General features: G+C 38.4%; 13 protein-coding genes and 3 pseudogenes. 7 read left to right on the forward strand and 9 right to left on the reverse strand.

Features of this window, described 5'->3' with window-relative positions; genetic code table 11:
* Nucleotides 1–35: 35 nt before the first annotated feature.
* Nucleotides 36–392, reverse strand: a complete 357-nt coding sequence (locus AN490_RS09460) for an STAS domain-containing protein (protein ID WP_015079471.1) — start codon at nt 390–392, stop codon at nt 36–38.
* 343 nt (nt 393–735) lie between these two features.
* A complete protein-coding gene (locus tag AN490_RS09465; RefSeq protein ID WP_300002264.1) occupies nt 736–966 on the reverse strand; it encodes a hypothetical protein in 231 nt (76 codons plus the stop codon).
* Here AN490_RS09465 and AN490_RS09470 point away from each other — a divergent pair.
* Nucleotides 945–1,574, forward strand: a complete 630-nt coding sequence (locus AN490_RS09470) for a DedA family protein (RefSeq protein WP_213718526.1) — start codon at nt 945–947, stop codon at nt 1,572–1,574. The genes AN490_RS09465 and AN490_RS09470 overlap by 22 nt on opposite strands.
* 42 nt (nt 1,575–1,616) lie before the next feature.
* Here AN490_RS09470 and AN490_RS09475 read toward each other — a convergent pair whose 3' ends face one another.
* Complete coding sequence (locus AN490_RS09475; RefSeq protein WP_213718527.1) at nt 1,617–2,816, reverse strand: argininosuccinate synthase; 1,200 nt, start codon at nt 2,814–2,816, stop codon at nt 1,617–1,619.
* Nucleotides 2,817–2,953: 137 nt separating this feature from the next.
* On the opposite strand from AN490_RS09475, the gene AN490_RS09480 reads away from it, so the two are divergent.
* Nucleotides 2,954–3,892 (forward strand): glycosyltransferase, encoded by a 939-nt coding sequence (locus AN490_RS09480; RefSeq protein WP_174782892.1) that lies wholly within the window; start codon nt 2,954–2,956, stop codon nt 3,890–3,892.
* 270 nt (nt 3,893–4,162) lie between these two features.
* On the opposite strand, the gene AN490_RS09485 is transcribed toward AN490_RS09480, so the two are convergent.
* The 3 genes from AN490_RS09485 to AN490_RS09495 all read right to left on the reverse strand — a co-directional run bounded on the left by AN490_RS09485 (nt 4,163) and on the right by AN490_RS09495 (nt 8,187).
* The gene (locus tag AN490_RS09485) at nt 4,163–6,364 is read right to left on the reverse strand and encodes an ABC transporter substrate-binding protein (protein WP_300002275.1); all 2,202 of its coding nucleotides are present in this window, start codon (nt 6,362–6,364) and stop codon (nt 4,163–4,165) included.
* A gap of 134 nt (nt 6,365–6,498) precedes the next feature.
* Entirely contained in the window at nt 6,499–6,849 is a 351-nt protein-coding gene (locus AN490_RS09490) for a hypothetical protein (RefSeq protein WP_300002278.1), read from the reverse strand.
* Nucleotides 6,850–6,987: 138 nt separating this feature from the next.
* Nucleotides 6,988–8,187: an iron uptake porin gene (locus AN490_RS09495; protein WP_300002281.1), complete on the reverse strand. Its 1,200-nt coding sequence runs from the start codon at nt 8,185–8,187 to the stop codon at nt 6,988–6,990.
* A 573-nt stretch (nt 8,188–8,760) separates the two neighbouring features.
* Here AN490_RS09495 and AN490_RS09500 point away from each other — a divergent pair.
* From AN490_RS09500 to AN490_RS09515, 4 genes and pseudogenes are all read left to right on the forward strand, one after another.
* Nucleotides 8,761–9,192, forward strand: a complete 432-nt coding sequence (locus tag AN490_RS09500) for a hypothetical protein (RefSeq protein WP_168634189.1) — start codon at nt 8,761–8,763, stop codon at nt 9,190–9,192.
* Nucleotides 9,193–9,319: 127 nt separating this feature from the next.
* Nucleotides 9,320–11,560 carry a bifunctional serine/threonine-protein kinase/ABC transporter substrate-binding protein gene (locus AN490_RS09505; protein WP_300002286.1) on the forward strand — a complete coding sequence of 747 codons (2,241 nt, stop codon included), beginning with the start codon at nt 9,320–9,322 and terminating at the stop codon, nt 11,558–11,560.
* 905 nt (nt 11,561–12,465) lie between these two features.
* Nucleotides 12,466–12,645: pseudogene (locus AN490_RS09510) on the forward strand (IS4 family transposase); the annotation flags it as partial.
* A 123-nt stretch (nt 12,646–12,768) separates the two neighbouring features.
* A pseudogene (locus tag AN490_RS09515) lies at nt 12,769–12,906 on the forward strand (IS4 family transposase); the annotation flags it as partial.
* 484 nt (nt 12,907–13,390) lie between these two features.
* Here AN490_RS09515 and AN490_RS09520 read toward each other — a convergent pair.
* The 3 genes and pseudogenes from AN490_RS09520 to AN490_RS09530 all read right to left on the reverse strand — a co-directional run bounded on the left by AN490_RS09520 (nt 13,391) and on the right by AN490_RS09530 (nt 18,225).
* Entirely contained in the window at nt 13,391–14,854 is a 1,464-nt protein-coding gene (locus AN490_RS09520; protein ID WP_300002288.1) for a reverse transcriptase domain-containing protein, read from the reverse strand.
* A 633-nt stretch (nt 14,855–15,487) separates the two neighbouring features.
* On the reverse strand, nt 15,488–16,651 hold the full coding sequence (locus tag AN490_RS09525; RefSeq protein WP_300002290.1) for a transposase: 1,164 nt from the start codon (nt 16,649–16,651) through the stop codon (nt 15,488–15,490).
* 99 nt (nt 16,652–16,750) lie between these two features.
* Nucleotides 16,751–18,225, reverse strand: a pseudogene (locus tag AN490_RS09530) (reverse transcriptase domain-containing protein).
* A gap of 603 nt (nt 18,226–18,828) precedes the next feature.
* On the opposite strand from AN490_RS09530, the gene AN490_RS09535 reads away from it, so the two are divergent.
* Nucleotides 18,829–18,993 (forward strand): hypothetical protein, encoded by a 165-nt coding sequence (locus AN490_RS09535; RefSeq protein ID WP_300002292.1) that lies wholly within the window; start codon nt 18,829–18,831, stop codon nt 18,991–18,993.
* The last annotated feature ends 206 nt before the right edge of the window (nt 18,994–19,199 follow it).

Consider the following 19,199-nt stretch of genomic DNA (forward strand, 5'->3'; position numbering starts at 1 on the left):
GGGGATCTTAAAAGATATAAAAATACTAATTTAGTCTAAACTCCAGTTGCTACTAGCTGTTGATTAGTAACAGGAGCAAAAATATCTTCGTAATTTTGGAAAATTTCAAATACTGAATCAAGCTGGGTAAGTTCCAAAATCAACTTAACTGGAGCTTTGACATTACAAAGAACCAACCGACAACCACTTTGACGCGCTGATGTAAGTCCCTTGACGAGGGGGACTAATCCAGAACTATCCATGAAATCCACTTCTGATAAATCTATAACCCAGAGTTGGTGATGCTGAGGTTCAATTGCAGCCATCTGTTCGCTCAAGATAGTACCACTATCCAGGTCTATACTACCTTGAGGTTTGAACAAAATTACTTGGCGTTCTTGTGTAAGAGTCATAAATTTAACTTTGTATTTGAAACACTGATAAAGGAAAAATTGACATCAATACTGTTTATAATTCAACCGCATAATGACTGTTTTCGCAAAGTTTATGGGAATTAACAGTAGCACAGTTGAGAAAAAGTTTTTTCAGTATTTATGCCGTATAATTTGTTGACAAGTCTTTCTAGTATAAGCATAATTTACTGCTAATTTCGGTAACGAACTTATCATTATCTAAAATTATCTATAGCAATCCGGTTTGATTCATGAACTTACTTGTAGAGATAGGGAACAGGGAACAGGGAACAGGGAACAGGGAAGGAATTTTCTTCATTCTTCATTCTTCATTCTTCATTCTTCATCCTGACTCCTGACTCCTGACTCCTGACTCCTGACTCCTGACTCCTGACTCCTGACTCCTGACTCCTGACTCCTGACTCCTGACTCCTGACTCCTGACTCCTGACTCCTGACTCCTGACTCCTCCTATTGCGGTTTGATTGACACCCTAGCCAAAAACAAGCAAAGATATGGTAAAGGTAAAAATTTGTAAACTCGGTGGTGCTGGATGTCTTTTGAGCTACTTTCACTAGAAAACATCCAAGAAATTGCTCATAATTATGGTTATTTAGCGATTTTTTTGGGAATATTGCTAGAAAATTTGGGCATTCCTCTTCCTGGAGAAACCGTCACGATTGTTGGTGGTTTCCTTGCTGGTAGTAATGAATTAAATTACTGGCTGGTTCTCGGTAACGCTATTGGAGGTGCTGTAATTGGTGGTAATTGCGGCTATTGGATTGGTAGAGTTGGCGGTTGGCCTTTTCTGCTCCAAGCTGGCAAGATTTTCCGCATTTCCGAAGTCCGACTGCTGAGTATTAAAGAGCAATTTACGGAAAACGCCGCTAAAGCTGTATTTTTTGGCCGCTTTTTTGCCTTATTGCGGATTTTCGCTTCACCACTTGCGGGTATAGCAGAAATGCCCTTTGGTAAATTCCTGATTTATAACGTAGCTGGGGCGACCACTTGGGCTAGTGTCATGGTGACATTAGCTTTTTTTGCGGGAAGGATTATTTCCCTAGAACAATTGGTGGCTTGGGTAAGTAAATTTGCAATTTTGGCGTTACTTATTTTAGTTGCTGTGATTGCTATACCAATTTGGTTAGAGTCCCGCGAAGTTAAGCAGCAAACAGAAGAGTAGTAAAGATACCCGACTTCTTTAAGAAGTCGGGGATATGAATTATTACTTATTCTGTTGCGCCCAAATGCGAGTAGGTAGTCCCCAAACGTAGATAAAGCCTTCTGCGGCTTTGTGATCAAATTGATCTTCTGCGCCGTAGGTGGCTAAATCGGGAGTGTAGAGGGAATTATCACTCCAACGGCCAACTATGGTGGCGTTACCTTTGAAAAGTTTTAACCGCACGACACCAGAAACTTTTTCTTGTGTTTGTTGAATAAAAGCATCTAAAGCTGCTTTGAGTGGGCTGTACCAAAGTCCGTTATATACGAGTTTGGTATAGGTTTCTTCCATACCTCGTTTGTACTGACTGACATCTGCTGTTAAAGTGAGGCTTTCTAAGTCACGGTGAGCGTTAATTAGAACTATCATTGCTGGTGATTCGTAAATTTCCCGTGATTTGATTCCTACCAAGCGGTTTTCAATCATGTCAATCCGCCCAATCCCATGATTACCAACGATTTTATTGAGTTGTTCAATTAACTCCACAGGCTGTTTTGATGTGCCATTGATGGTGGTAGGAAGCCCTTTTTGGAACCCAATTTCTAGATATTCCGGTTCATTGGGAGTATCAATTATGGCTTTGGTCATTTCATAGATTTCTTCTGGCGGCTCATTTGCTGGATCTTCCAATGTACCAGCTTCAATACTGCGACCAAGCAAGTTTTTATCTATACTGAAGGGAGAAGATTTTTTCACCGGTGCAGGAATACCACATTTCTCACCATAGGCTATGGTTTCCTCCCGACTCATACCCCATTCTCTCGCTGGTGCAAGGATTTTGAGGTTGGGGTTGAGGGCTGTACAGGAGACATCAAAGCGTACTTGGTCGTTGCCTTTGCCTGTGCAACCGTGAGCGATCGCATCTGCACCATATTTTGCAGCAGCTTCTACTAATATTTTAGCAATCAAAGGTCGAGCCAGGGCTGTTCCTAAAGGATAGCGATTTTCATAGAGGGCGTTGGCTTGAATCGCTGGAAATGCGTAGTCTTTAACAAATATATCCTTAACATCCACTACCAAGGATTCACTTGCACCGGATTTCAGGGCTTTTTCTCGAACTGGTTCTAATTCATCTCCCTGACCTAAATCTGCTGCTAGGGTAATTATCTCTTCTACTCCCCACTCTTGCTTTAAATAGGGAATGCAAACAGAAGTATCAACTCCACCAGAATATGCTAGAACAACCTTTTTAGCGCGACCCATGAATTTCTCCACTTAGGAAAACAAAGAATGAGTTATTATTATATCTGACTTGCCTAGCGTATATTTTCTTGTGCAACAGTAACTTTGTTATATTTGTCTTATTCTCAATATGGTCAGTAGTTTTTTTGGGTGAAACTGTGTTTTTTAGTATTGTCATTCCTACTTATAATCGCTTACCAATTTTGGAAAAGTGCCTCCGCGCTTTGGAGAGTCAGGAGTTCAGCAACAAAAACTATATAGAAGGTTATGAAGTTGTATTGGTAGATGATGGTTCTACTGATGGTACTTTGAACTGGTTAGCAGTACACAAAGATGAGTTTTCTCATGTCCGCTGTTTTGAGCAGGATCATGCAGGTCCGGCTGCGGCACGAAATTTAGGTGTGGAAAAAGCCCAAGGTGACACAATTATTTTTATTGATAGTGATTTAGTGGTTTTGTCTAACTTCCTGCAAGCTCATACAAATGCTTTGGTACAAGGAAAAGAGAAATTAGGAAATAACTGTTTTTTTACTTACGGTGCTGTAATAAATACTTGTAATTTTGCCAATCCCACCGCTGAACCCTATAAAATCACAGATTTTTCCGCTGCTTTCTTTGCTACGGGTAATGTGGCTATTCCTAAACGTTGGTTAGAAGAAGCTGGTTTATTTGATAATGGGTTTCAACTTTATGGTTGGGAAGATTTAGAATTAGGTGTGAGGTTAAAAAAATTAGGTTTGCAATTAATTAAATGTCCTGAAGCTGTTGGTTATCATTGGCATCCACCTTTTAGTTTACAGCAAATTCCTAAGTTAATTGATCAGGAAATTCAACGGGGAAGAATGGGAGTTTTGTTTTATCAAAAACATCCTACTTGGGAAGTGAAAATGATGATTCAAATGACTTGGTTTCATCGTTTATTATGGGGGATTCTTTCTGTAAACGGGTTATTGAATGAAAAAACTATGTCCCCATTTTTGCAATGGTTGATTGATTTGGGTAAGCCACAATTGGCTTTAGAAATTGCCCGAATTTTCTTGAATTGGTATAATGTAAAGGGTGTTTATGCGGCTTATTCTGAGATAGAAAGTAAATAATTAAATAATTGTGGACTAATTCCTCTAACCATATTTTTGATATTGTTTTTTATGAAAATAACGCGTCTTGTCACCCGTTAAGGTTCGCTACATATAAGCAGTTGCAAATTCCTGTAGTTCCCATTTAGGAGTAATTACCCTTAAAGTATCTAAACGCGATCGCTTCCTTTAAAAGATATTTCGCCAGTAATGCCTTAAGTTAAAATGCCTCTTCCCCACTCTCCACTGCCTACTTCCTATTTTCAAGACACATCTATTATCTAGTTTTTATTAATTGTTATATTCAGTTTTCCATTGCCCATTCCAATTCTCACAAGGTGTTGATAAGCATTTAGGTTTAATAATAGCTGAGACATTTTGAATGCGATCGCTTCCTAAACTTCCTAAATTACCCGTACCATCATTAAACGATATGTCACCAGTTATGCCTTTAAAAGGTGTAGTACGATTAATTAAATATTGTTGTAAACTTTGAGTTCCTTTTTGTGATAGGCTTTCGGCTATCACCATAACTGAGTCATAGCCTAAACTTATACGGCGTATCTGCTCTTGTGTAAGATTTTGTCCCCAGTAATTCTTTAAACTTACAAATTTTGTGCGCTGTTCCGGGGTAATATTTGGAGAATTGATATCTCCCGACCAAGCAACAGCAGCCACAAGATTATTAGGATTGATTGATTCTTGTTTATAAACAGGTATAAGGCTACAACCACCAATCAATAATCGTCCATTGTTAAGTTTCATTACTGTTTCCGTATTCTTTATTTCTCCTGATGTAAGTGGATCGTCTATGAAGGAATTTGGACATAATAAGATAGCTGTTTTATTAATATTATTAGTATTATTAGCTTGCTTTAATATACTTTGAATTTTTTCATTAGTCATTTTGCTTATATTAGACTGATCCTGCGAGATAAACTTACCTTTCCAAGTCTGTTTAAACTCATATCCAAACGAGCTACTAAATAATTCTGTATCGTTATAAAATAACGCTATATTCTCAATACCTTGGCGTTGGAAATATTTAGCTAGTAGTTGAGCCATTTCTCTAGTTGTGTTAGTTACTCTAAAAAAGTAAGTTCTGTTATGTTTCTGTGTTAATTGGTTGATTGAGTAGTTCTGTGCGTTTTCATCTCTAGTAGCCGCAGCTGCGTAGGATAAGAGGACTAGTTCTTTCTGATTGAAAGTATTTTTTAAAGTATAATATGTCAATTTAGAAGCATAATGTCCAACTACTGCATCAAGGTCTCTCCCAATTAATTCTTTGTTAAGTTTCTCTGTAGTTACATCCAGTGATCTTGCTTGATCCCACTTATTCGGGTCATTAGCAATTAAAATTAATAGTTTTTTGTTTGGATTTCTATTAAATTCATCTTGTAGATAAATTGCACCTTTAAGGGTAGATATAGCGGTTTCATAAATTGGGCTACTTGTGTCGTTTAGAGTAAGAGAAAGAGCAATTTTAATTACGTTTTTTTCTGCAATTTTTCCTGCTTTTACATCATCAACAATATTTTTATTTTCCGTAAATACCGCTTTTAATTTTTTCTGTATACTTTGATCTATTGGAGAACCGGATAGATTTAATATTGACGGATTATAACAGCTTATTAATTTAGTATCTGCTTGACAAGTAACACTTTCTAATTTTGATGGTAGTCTGTTAACGGCTATAATAGCTATTACTATAATGATAGCTACACCAAAATATGGAACATAGCGATTACGACCTAATGGCCAAAATAAATTTGGCATTATTGCTTGTTTAACACAGAGAATAGGTAAAGATCCTGCACCAGGAACAAAAGGATCTAAACCGTTTTGCGCTTGTTGATATGCCATTTGAAAACTCATTCTATTCCTGACAAAATAACGCAGAAATAGCGTTAAAAATGTATGGGCAATTTCATCTGTGATTCGTGCTTTCATAGCAATTAGATAAGGTATTCTTATCCCTTGCTCTTTTAGTTGACCATCAATTCCTATACCATCACAAGAATTAAATATTGCTAAAACTAGAGGATGATCTATTCTATTTAATGCGTTACGAATTTGGTTGCTTATCTGATTAATATTAATTTTTAAATTGTCAGTTAGCCAAATGGTTGTATCCGTACCATCAGGTAAAGTGCTACTATGCCCTGCAAACATGAGAATATCAAATTTATTGTTATCAAGGGCATTTATTACTTCGGCTATTGATGTAACTTCAACAATCTTAGGTTTTGCCGCGCCGGTTAAATTACTAATTAATTTTTTATCCGTCTCTGTATCTATATTTTCCTTTGGATCTGTATATTTACCCACAAGCATTAAAATTTTGACAGGTGTGGGAAAAGTATATTTGGCTCTACCGCTCCCTTTATGATATTTTCGGTAAAATATCCCTGAAACCCCTACACCGATTGGATTTGAGGTTTTAATATTTTCAAAACCAATGGTTTTGGATATATTAAAAGGATGTTTGATCATAAGGGGAACGGTAGAACCGTATATTTTGGCGAATTTACATTAAAGGGGGGCATAACTTATGTCTTTATTTTTATTCAAACTTAGCTATATTCTTGCGCGTAACATAATTTAAATTATATTACCCTACTAAACTATTAGTAAGAAGTAAAGCCAATACATATCTTTGGACAAAACCTCTTAATTGTTGACCATTGCCACCAAGGTAATCGCTTAATTTCAAGTTGGTTTGACTCTATTATGAGCATATCAATTTCTTGAGCGTAAGAGATAAAGAACTCATTCATCTTTTCAAACTCTTTGCTATTAAGCCAATTATCAAACTTTTCCTCCAATGTTTTTTTAGAAGTGATGGAAATTTCACCTTTAGGTAATGTTCCTACACGATTGTCAATTAGTTGTTTATTTTTATAAATTTGCAATTCAACAGCAGGACACCCTTCCTGGATAGTTCCTTGAAAAAATCTTAAAACTGCTATTTTTTTCATATTGATCCTCAAATGTCAAGTAAATTAAATGAGCAAGGGTACTGTAGTACAATCTTTCTGTTAATCCTTAATTTTTAAGTGAAGGCGAATATTGATTCGCTAATTCGCCTTTAGGGTTTTTCCACATAAAGTAAAAGTTTAAGAAGTGTAGGAAACCACTATATTGGGGCAATATGTCCTGATTATTTCCCAGGATGACCAGGGGAGCCGCTTAATTTCAAGTTGATTACATTCTATTATGAGACCATCGAACCCTCTCGCGTGATAGAGAAATAGGTATTTCATCTCTTTAAACTCTTCGCTTTTAAGCCAATCATTAAACTTATTCGTTAAATTATGCTCTGGGTTTGTTTGTACCGATATTGGCATAGTGTGTCGTGACGATCTTGTTGGTAGCTCATATTCATGCGATAAAAAACTCTGTAAACTTTCATACAGTTCTGAGTTTTGAGGTAATCTAGCGGTGCGACGTTCTATTTGGTCTTTCCCCTGATAAATTATTAACTCAATAGGATTAAATCGAGTTACTGTTCCTGTGCCACTAGGGTTTAAATTGGGATTGTATGGATTGAAAACGTCATCAATATCTAAACCTATTGTCCCTATCCAGAATTGGATTTTTTTTCCATCACTCCATCTGTAGTAGACCTCATTGAGTGAAACATTATTGTTGTTTCCAGCATCGAAAGATGTCCGACTCATATCAGTACCAGTTACCCCTGATAAATTCGGAACATTATTGGCTTGCAGACGAATTCTCAGCAAATCTTTCCCTGTAAAACTGGTATTAAAATTGAGTCTGACGCGATCGCTAAAAGTTGCTTCTCCTTTATCCGTAAAACTTAGAGCAAAAATCCCTTCTCCTTTTAACTTAGTCGTGGTAGAAAACTGATTTTTTTCCAAAAAATCGGTTTTCTCTTCTAATTTGCCAACTCTTTCGCTAATAGTTGCTAATTCTGATTTAAATTCTTGATTTAAACGACTTAAAATTTCTAAGTCTTCCTTTGTAGCTAGGTTAGCTGTTCCAGAATCAATCAATTGTTGTACTTGCTGTAAACAAGTATCCAAAGCTGCTGCAAATTCGTAACGAGTTAAAGCTCGATTACCCCGAAATGTCCCATCACGATATCCAGCAATACAACCATAACGTTCCACCAAACCCCGTAGTGCTTGATAAGCCCAGTCGCCTGGTTGCACGTCTTGTAACTGGCTGACATTGGTAATTTGATTAAGAGAATCAGAAGCATCTAAAACTAAAGTCTCTTGAGCTAAAACCGCACTTGGCAATATCAAAACTATAATGGCTTGGAAAAACAGACGAATTATTTTCTTCAACATCACTCCTCCTACTTCTTGAATTACTATCTTCCGTGCAATTTATTAAGTAGAGGTAGTTAATTAAACACGACATACAAGTTGTCAAGTGGGTATTGCCCAAAAACAGCTTTTTGTAAGGCGAGTAACATTTAGCATGGGCATTGCCTAGCTTATATTTAATTAGCCCCCTCTGACTTGAAAATAAGACCCCACCCCTAACCCCTCCCCGCTTGCGAGGAGGGGAATAAGAAGTTTTTTTCATCCCCCCTGGTGTACGCAGTTGATGATGGCTACTTAATTAATTAAGTATTGAGATCGAAGCCAGAAAATATGCAAATGATGTACAGCTTTGATTTGGTATGGATGTCAGAACTTCTCAGACCTCTCCAACAAAGGCTGTAGAAATCTCGGAGACAACGTCTCTACAAGGATTCTAGGCAACGCACCTTTAATTTATGGAGATGTTTATTAAATTTCTTGCATATTTCTCCATCTTGTCAAAAATTACTAAACTATTTTCTTGAATGTTGCATAAAAAAATCTATTTTACACAATAACTAATAAACCATAAAATATTAATACCAAGGTGTATATATGCTGAAAAAAGCTTTAATTATCCTCTTGGCAGGAACAAGCTTATCTATCTTGAATCTGCAAATAGCATTAGCAGAACAGGCAAGACCTTTTTTGAGATCGAAAACTTTCTATCCAGATGTTTGCTCAATAGCATTAGAAGGAAAAGTTTACTATTGTAACTATTTAGTTATGGGTTTCCTCAGCAATGGTAATGGCAATATCCAGTTGTGCGATAACAGAAGCAATTGCTTCATCTTGATTATGGGTTTAAATGCATCTGATAAAATCCTCAACGATCAACCTTTTTCTATTACAGACTTAGCGTGGAAAAGAAACAATGAAATTGTCAATAGGTTTGAAGGATATCTCGACTGTGCAGTAAGTACGGAAGGAATTGGATGCATTGGAACCTTAAATGATGGTAAATCTATTGCCATCTACACAAAATAGTCATTGTTTATAGGCAATAAATGGTTAGAAATTCTGGTTTTTGTAATGTATTTAAGACATTTAAAAACCCAGAATTTTCATTATTCATTAAAGCATTACACTTTTACTGATAACATGGAGAAAAACAATGAATACCATACTTGGTAACGGCAGTTTTATCAATAACCACAAAGTTATTGAATTAATAAGGATAGGAAATATAGCTAATACCTACTTAGCAAAAGATCAAGATTCAGAGGAATTTGTTATTATCAAACAATTTGCCTGTCAATCTCCAGATCCTCAACAAGTCGAAAAAGCGCAGGAATTGTTTCAACGAGAAGTTAAAATTCTTCGTCGGTTAAATCACGATCAAATTCCTACATTAATTGACACATTTATCTTGCATAATCAAGCTTCATTCTTGGTTCAACAGCATATTGAAGGAGAAACCTATCATGAATGTGTTTTTGAAAGACAGGAAGAATTTACCGAATTCCAAGTCAGACAATTTTTATTAGACGTTCTTAAAGTTTTAATATACGTTCACTTCCAAGGAATCACCCATCGAGATATTTCTCCTGATAATATTATCTGCCGTAAACAAGACAAAAAACCAGTTCTTATTGACTTTGGGTGTAGTAAACAGCCAATAAACCAATTGAACTCAGGTTCATCATCGACAAGAATTTTCAAACCTGGCTACACACCTCCTGAGGTACAAAATGGAAATCCTGAATATAGCAGTGATTTGTATTCTTTGGCTGTCACAGCTTTAGTATTATTGACGGGTAACCGGCCAGAGGAATTATTTGATCTTAATACTGATGAATACAAATGGTCAGAAATCACAATTAGTGCTGAACTTCAAAAAATCTTAAGAAAAATGCTGCAAGTCCAAATAAATGCACGTTATCAAACTGCTAAGGAAGTATTCGCAGAATTAAAATCATTATCATCTTCATCTTCATCTTCATCTTCATCTTCATCATCTATAAGAACGCAACAGACTCTTGCTCACATAACATCCTCTTCTTCGGCAAAAAATAAGCGATGGAAAAATCGGTTTTTATGGCTAACACCCTGCTTTGCAGTGGGATTATTGATTGGGGTTACTAGATTAATACCAGTCGTATTTCCTCCGTCAGCCAAAATGACAACTGGCTTCTTATACAAAAATATGACACCAGAGCAAACACAAATTAATCAATTAATCAACTCTCAGCAATTTTCTTTAGCTATTTCACAGTTAGAACAATATCGTCAAAAAAATCCTCGAAATGGCCAAGCTATCATTGTGTTAGAAAATACTAAAATTGGCTCAAAGAAGTCAATTAAAATTGCCGTAGTTGCGCCAATAAGTGATGATTTAGATAAAGCTGAAGAAATGATTAGGGGTTTAGCGCAAGCCCAATGGGAAGTTAATGCAGCAGGCGGCATTAATGGGCTTCCTATTAAAATAACTCTTGTTGATGATTCACAAGACCAAAATACAGTCAAAAAAATAGCCCAAGCAGTTGCTAATAATCAAGATATACTGGGAATTATTGGGCATTTAAGTAGTGATAATTCTATGGCTGCAAGTGATATTTACCAAAAAGAAAAAATCTTAATGATTTCTCCGACTGCGACTTCTACTAACCTTACAGGTAAAGGTGACTACATCAAACGAACTGTAGTGAATGATGCCATTGCTGGCGGTACACTCGCTAGGTATGTTAGTCAAAAATTGCAGAAAAAATCAATAGCTATTTTCTATAATTCCCAAAATAATTATAGTAAATCTCTCCGACAATCATTGATAAATGAATATATGATTGAGAAAGGGAAAATAGCCTATGAAGCTGATTTCTCAGATCCAAATTTTAGAGCCGGAGCGATGGTTGGACAAGCCAAAACTGCTGGATCTGACGTAATAATGTTAGCGGCTGATTCGTCTACATTGGATAAAGCATTACAAATAATGCAAGCCAACAGTAAAAAACTTCTCTTGACCGGGGGAAATTCACTGTATATTAACGAACACACTTTAAGTATAGGCTGTGGTGATTCCCAGGGGATGATTTTAGCAGTACCTTGGAATGTTAAAAATCATCTCAATTCACCTTATGTAAAAACGGCAAGTAACTTGTTTAAGGCGGAAGTCAGTTGGCGTAGTAAAATGAGCTACGACGCATTATCAGCAATTATTTCAGCACTAAAAAAGACTCCTAACCCCACCCGTCAAAATCTTCAAGAAACCATATCAAAGCCAGATTTTTCTGCCCCAAGTGGTGACGAAGAAGTAGTGAAGTTTGATCGCCAGGGCGATCGCATTAAACCAGTGGAACTTGTAACCGTAACCTCCAAGGGGGATATGTGTACATTTGAGCCTATTGAAATTAGGTAGGAATAGCAGAAGTTAATAATGCCATACAGGATGTAGCGCGATGGTGGGGCTAAACAAAAATATCTTTGTTAATGGAAACACTCAAAAAGTGCCATTTTGTTTACTCCCTGCTTCTCAACGACCATTCTCAAGGCAACGGTTAGATTCTCGCTAAATTAAGCAATATTTTATGTAAGTCCTACGCATTTACTCTAACAATAGTGAATTTTAATACTAGAAATAACAAGAATAGCCAGATGGACAATAAATAAATAGCCATTAGGTCTATGTCAACTCATACAAAGCCTTGTTAGCTTAACTCTAAGGCAATCAGAGTTGAGTACATAATGGCTACCAAAACACTGACCAAACCGAAGCGTAAACAAAGCTCTCAAACTCGCTCCTGGGAAAACCTGACAGACCGTCGTAAACCTGATGATTGCAGGTTCAGTTGCAGTTAATCCTGGTTCAAGTCAAATTATAGTTGTAACTAATTCTGGTTGGAAATAGCGATGATTGCAGGTCGAGGCGATTATAATTGCAGGTTCTTACAAATATTGGTAGTCGGTGCTTGTCCAGATTTCTTGGAATTTATTAATTGTGGGGTGTTCCAGCATATTTCAGTACAATTCTTAGAGGAAAAACCAAATACAGTATAATCTCAGAGATAGAAATAAAATTTACTCATTACTTATTAACTCATCCCATATTTGGTTAATTTTGGCGTTTATTGCATCCATTGTGATGGATTCCCCTTCATGATTAAGACGCTGACAGGCTTCATAAAACAAAATCATTTGCTCTACCTGTGCGCCCTCTGTTCTACCTCTTAACGGGTGACAAGACGGTTGAAGATGAGATGTGGCAATAATTTGAGAAAATAAGGGGGTAAAAAAAATAGAGACAAGGAAGCCCCAAAGAAAAAAATGTTACCACAATCATATGAAACAATTTTCCGAAAGCATTTGAGTGAACAGCAGTATTTGACGTTAGAAATATTGTTGTTATTAATACAAGCTCATCGCCAAGTAAAACTGTCGAAATTGGCCAGCTTGTTTCCCCAACCAATTAAATATGAAAGCAGGAAACGTAATCTACAAAGATTTGGCTCTACCGCTCCCTTTATGATATTTTCGGTAAAATATCCCTGAAACCCCTACACCGATTGGATTTGAGGTTTTAATATTTTCTTTTGGATATATTAAAAGGATGTTTGATCATAAGGGGAACGGTAGAACCAAAGATTTTTAGGAATAGGTAAACTCTGCGTAAAATTATTATGGTTTCCATTGATAAAATATTGGATTAGACAATCTTTAACACCAAAACAACTGAATCGAGAACAGCACCGTTATTTTCATAAATTATATAGACTTTCTGTTAGTTTTGTCTATTTATGGGTAGAAATTATCTAGCTGTCAGCAGCCCCAAATTTAGCAAGTTTACCCTCTTTAATTGACAGTTTATGAGCATCTGGATAGGCTTTTTCCAAAGCTTAGGCATAAATATACAAAATATACAAGTAGCGATAGCTTTATTCGTAGTAGTCATCGGTGACATACTCCACACACTCCCTTATGCCTTGCGGCACGCTTGCGCGAACAGGTGAGTGTGGGCTTCTCAACGACTCCTAATCCGGACATTGATTGAGCTTTAAGACCGTGTGTCCCACGGTTCTTGATAATTAAAGTCAGTGAAGGAGTTGCCCCCTCCACTGCTCTCCAAAACGGAACGTGATAGTTTCCCATCATTCCGCTCCTCAGTAAAACGGCTGTTGTCATCAGAACGTCATTGTCAACACATCGTTTTCCCCGTAATAGCGGGTTCTACAGGTGGCTTAGGTTTAGCATATTAATGTGCTAATTTGTTACCGAGACTACCATCGAGGGCAGTCTTTTTATCATGGCAATGTCGGTGGAGTAGTTGCCAGTTATCATATGAGTTCCGTCCACCAAGAGATGTAGGAACAAGATGGTCAACTTCAATCGAATCTCCATCGGTGAAGTAGTTACCGCAGTGAGCGCATTTTCCTTTTTGCCTTTTGAGTAGTTTTGCTACTCTGGTAGACACTTCGGGATGTGTACCCATTCTTGAACTCCAATAAATCCAGTCACCGTCATAAGGGGATGCTATCCCTTTGACTTTTACATAGCGTTTTATTTCAGTGGAGCTATGTTGTATGAGCGTTAGAGGATTTTTGTCCTCCCTGGTGGCGAATGTCCAGTTATTGCCTTCTACGGTTTTGAAGTATTGAAGGCGTATCCACCCTCTACCTTTATTTCGATGACGATGACGACCCCATTTAAGAAGCTTCCAGACAACCAAATGCCATAGCCTTTCAAATATTTTCTGGCTAACGACAGTAGAGAAGTAATTGCACCAACCCCGTATAATGGGATTGAGTTTCATAATCAAAGTCGCTTGGTCTAACCCACGTGACTTATCTATTACTTCAGCCACTTTTTTATAGTGCCTTTTCTGGCTTTCTTTACTAGGAGTGATAATAGTCTTAAAACCTAATAAACCACCTCTGCTTTTACTCCCTGAATTGTATTTTCCAACTGGAAATTGTCTAATGTTGAATCCTAGAAAATTAAATCCAGGTTCTTCATCTTCTAGTTTGTTCAGGGTATGGGCTAATCTTGTTTTACTCGGTTTTAGTTCTAACCCGATGTCACTTAACCACTTCTCTATCTCTGTTTTACACATTTTTATGACTTCTAGGTTCTCGTGAACTATTACAAAGTCATCTGCGTATCTGATTAATGAAATTGATTTCAGTTTATCTCTAACACTCAATTGAGTATTGTCGGGTCGCTTCATATCAAATTTTGGAGCTAATCCTATAATCAGTTCTTCCATTCCATGTAGGGCAACATTAGCAAGTAGAGGTGAGATTACCCCGCCTTGTGGTGTGCCTTCATCAGTTGGGAACAGATTCTTCCCATCCATAACACCAGCTTTTAACCAAGCTCGAATTTGTCTTCGTAGGGTTGGATAGGTATTAAGTTTCTTGAGAAGTACATCGTGATTAATGCGGTCAAAGCATTTGCTGATATCGGCATCCAAAACAAATTTGGATTTTGAACGAATTGAATTAAATATTGCTCCAACCGCATCGTGACATGAGCGTCCAGGTCTGAACCCGTATGAGTTAGGTTCAAATCGCGCTTCCCATTCTGGTTCTAATGCCATTTTGACATCACCACGACTAGACGCTTGGTATATCCGCTTTTGCAACTTGAAAATGTTACGTTCTAGCTTTCGCCAGTTAATATCTTTCCATTCATACATCGGTTTTAACGCCGTGTTCATGACTTATTTATTGCTACTAGTAGCTATACTTTCCGTTTTACCGTGTGTCTGTGGGCATATCCTTACCATTACAGCAAGGCGTTAGCTTCTGACCCAATCTCTCTCACCTGTTACCTGGTTTTAATCCAGAGTTTTCGTCTTAGCTGACTACTCAAAGTATTCGACCTCTTTGAGAGTAATCAAGTGAGTTACTTCGTTCCTCATAACCTTTGTTTTGTTCTGTTAGGATGTCACCTTTTCACCGGGTTTTTGGGTAACGTAGGTATGCCGATTCAAATCCTCATACCACCCCTATTTATTTTCCTATGCCCTTTTTGGGACTTCCAGCGCAGACAGCCTTATTTCGCTGGTTCGCGGTAACGATGATTCAAACAGTGACTTAGCATTTGTTATCCATAAGAACTTACTCACGGGATACCACTTTTAGGCTAGTAGCTCTTTCCGATTTTATCCCCGCTTCACCGATTGATGGCTAGTCTCTACAGTGGGGGATATGTTTTCACTCCTACGTCTGGAGGACAGGGCTTGACAGACCACTAGGGTACTAACGTTCACCTGTAAGGTTATGAAGTTGTCATCTACAAGGGATTAAAGTGCGAACTCAATCCTTGAGGATTACCCTGTAGAAGCCAGTCATCCCCCGATTGCTCGGTTTCGACTGAACGAATCGCACTTAATTGAAGCATTCAAATCCCGGCACAAACTGACCTTACAGTTAGGGCAATTGTGCGTTCTTTGGGATAGCGGCTTTTTAACTTTGTGACCACAACTAGAGCATTCTTGGCTTGTCCCGTTTGGATTTACAGCGATTACTTTCAAACCAGCATTCTCGGCTTTGTTTGAAAGAATCGTTATAAATTGTCCCCAACCGGCATCGTTAATACTTTTTGCCAACCATGTTCTAGCGAGTCCTTTTATATTCAACTTTTCCACAGCTACTACATCGTACTTTTTGAGTAGATTGTTTGCAGTTTTAAAATGAAAATCTTTGCGGGTATCTGATACTTTCTTGTGTTGGATACCCAGTTTCTTAATCGCTTTTTTACGACGATTAGAACCTTTCTTCCTACGAGATACGCGACGCTGTGCAGATTTTAATTTGCGTTCAGCCTTGCGTAAAAACTTAGGGGCGGCAATTCTTTCGTCGTCTGAGGTGACAATAAAATCAATTAAACCTACATCAATCCCAACGATATTATTAGCATTAAAATCAGGTTTAATTGTGGGAACTGTATTGTCGTCAAGGCTTAGGGTTACATAGTAGCCATCGGCTTTTTTGGTGACAGACACAGTTTTAATATCAAACCCACCGGGTATTTGACGGTGAACAATTACTTTAATATCACCTATTTTTGATAGCGTAATTTTGTTATTAGTAAAGTGGTGTCGTTTGAACTGAGGAAAGGTAAATGTTTTATATTGCCCCGCACCTTTAAATCTAGGTCTACCCGATTTTTTACCGTTAACATCACCTTTTAGCCATCTATCAAAAGCTATCTCGACCTTCTTGGGGACTTCCTGTAGCACCTGAGAATGAATACTTGTGTACCAAGGGCGGTCTTTTTTAAGTTGGGTTAATGATGCTTGTTGACTAAAGCGGTTAGGCTTGTCTTTTAGTTCTGGTAAATGACAAACAAAAATGGAACATCTATCAGTAGGAGAACGGTTTTGTTCGTACCAATGGAAGCGTTGAGCTAGTTGATAATTGTACTGATGCCGCAGCATATCTAATGTTTTATCAATCTTTTCGGCTTGTTCTTTAGTTGGTTTTAATCGGTACTGATAAGATGTTCTCATATTTTTATTTTCCTTGGTAGAGTCGAGGGGGAATATTATTTCCCGCCCCTCTCTGTTAAATCTGGGCGTGCGACTTTCACGCGGTGGCTTCCGATGTTCTTAGCTTTCGCGTTTGCTCATGTGAGTATAATCGTGGCAGATGAAAGTGAATTGCTAGAAGGTTTTTTTGTTTTCCAGTTTTGGTGGTTTCCATCTATATGATGTAAATGTACCTTCTCGTCACTGAGCATTTTTAACCCACAATGACCACATTTATGGTTTTGCCGTTTGAGGGCTTTAGAGGTGTCGTTGTTATAGAGCTTGCTGTTACGTTCGCTCCAATAACTCAAATCTCCGTCATAAGGTGATTTCTCCCCTTTGACATTGATGTGTTTATGTTCGGAATAAGGAACTGATGGAAACGCCTTATCTAGTAATTTCTTGCTAGTGTAGCGGTTTTGCTTAGTTTCCTTATTGAATACCCTGAAAGCTCTTGTTTTGATGTGGAATAACGAGTTTCTTGACCCGTCCATCTTGCAGAAGCGGTGGTAATTCCTCCAACCTCTAACTACAGGGGCTAATTTCTCAGCCTTTGTGGTAGCACCATAATTCGAGTTGTCAAATCCATCTGTCGTGGCGGTTAGCTTGGTCTTTTTCTCGCTGACTTTCATTCCCCGCTCTGCTAAAAACTGGCTGATTTTGTCAAGTATTTCAGTCGCATCGTCTTGGGGTCTGAGTATTATCACCATGTCATCCGCATAACGGATTGTTGGTTCAACAATACTCTCCTTTGAGGTTTTGTCTGTAATTCTGTAGTTAGACATCGCATGATATCTATGAATACTTTCAATCCCATTCAAGGCGATGTTAGCTAAAAGTGGACTTACCACACCCCCTTGAGGTGTTCCTTGTTCGGGAAATTCTGGATTAACTCCGGCTTTGAGACAGCGGAATATTCCCTGTTTTATGCTATAAGGAGCTATGAGTTTATCCATGATGGCGGTGTGGTTTATCCTGTCAAAGCATTTTTCAATATCGAGTTCTATAACTCGTTTATTTATTCCATTGGCTTGTGAGTTTAGGCTGTTGAACAGGATTTTCTGTGCGTCATGCGCCGAGCGTCCCGTTCTAAACCCGTAACTCTTGGCGTGGAAGGTTGCAACGCGCAAGCTGGTTCTAATGCGTATTTGACAAGGCATTGATAAGCCCTATCGGCAATAGTGGGGATTTTCAGCATCCTGGTAGTACCGTCCTTTTTAGGGATGGGTATTTCTCTTAGCCCCTGGTGTTTCCAGTTGCCACTTGATGCTTTTAGCAGTTCATTAAGCTCGAAGCGTTCCTGGAAATTCAGGGACTTTTTGCCATCAATTCCTCCGGTCTTCTTCCCAGCGTTTAGCTGTGATACTTGCCGGATAGCCAGTAATCTTGCTGCGGTTGATTTCAGAATCAGTTTTTGTAGGGACTTAGCTTTGCGCTTGTCTCCAACTTGAACCGCTTTATACACTCGTTTTTGTAGGCGGAATAAGCTGCGGCGGAATTTCTTCCAGGGCAACGTCTTCCAAGATTCACGCTTAGTTATCTCTGTGTCCAATCATGCTCTGCGACCATTTGTGTATTCTGAACACCTCAGACCAATTACGGTCTGTCCTACCCGAATTGGAGGAGTTCCGCTGCTCGTCCAGCCTACTTATAGGGAACGAATCCGCCCTTAGACCCTCAACCCGTTTTTATTCGTTCCCTCGGTTAGATTGTTAGTTCCGTTAGGTGTAGCCAATTCAACTGCTGGATTCCCTAGACTCTTGCCGATACTAGCTTAAACGTTCGGCGGGAATTAACTCCAATGAAGTCAGGTGTTGTTGTTGTGTCCTGCTTAGATGTAAGTTGCTTTTTTAGGCTCTGTTTGACCATGGGAACTCCCCGTTAGCATCAGTGTCATCCCACAACGGGTGTCTGATTATGCCCAGTTAAGAGCTTCGACCTCCCGATACCGAGTCGGGTCATCGTGGGCAGATAGGGAGTCATACCTGAGTCTGGTAGATGGGACTTGCACCCATATCAGACCGAGAGTTCAACCTTTTTCCATGATTGGATTGAGTTGGTTAACTTATGTACGGACTGATTACCGTGATTCAGCTAACAACGAATCGCACTCGACCTGTTTATAATATAACATAAAGGATAGCCATTAACTACCCGTTATGAAAAATAAAAGATTAAGCCTGAGAATGAGCGAAAGAAGAATGCGAATATTGCAAACTTACGCCGCCGCCAAAGATAAAACTATTACGTCCTTAGTGGAAGATTGGATAGATTCTCTTAAATCGGAAAATGTTCATTCGTCATTGACCAACGATCCTGATTGAACTGCGTTCAATTTCGCCTGTTTGGCAATTCCTCACTCGCGCGTATTGTATTCATCCCACGCTCCGGTATAGTGAGCGTGGGGCTTCTGTCGGGAAAGCTAAAAAATCGCCACCGAAAACAAAACCCCCCTCTAAAAGAATAGAGGAGGCGTTGTTGTTAAATATTAAACCTGGCATCGAGCTATTTTCACGGAGGGCTACCCCTA

Source organism: Anabaena sp. AL09 (genome assembly GCF_001672255.1).
Lineage (GTDB): Bacteria > Cyanobacteriota > Cyanobacteriia > Cyanobacteriales > Nostocaceae > Dolichospermum > Dolichospermum lemmermannii.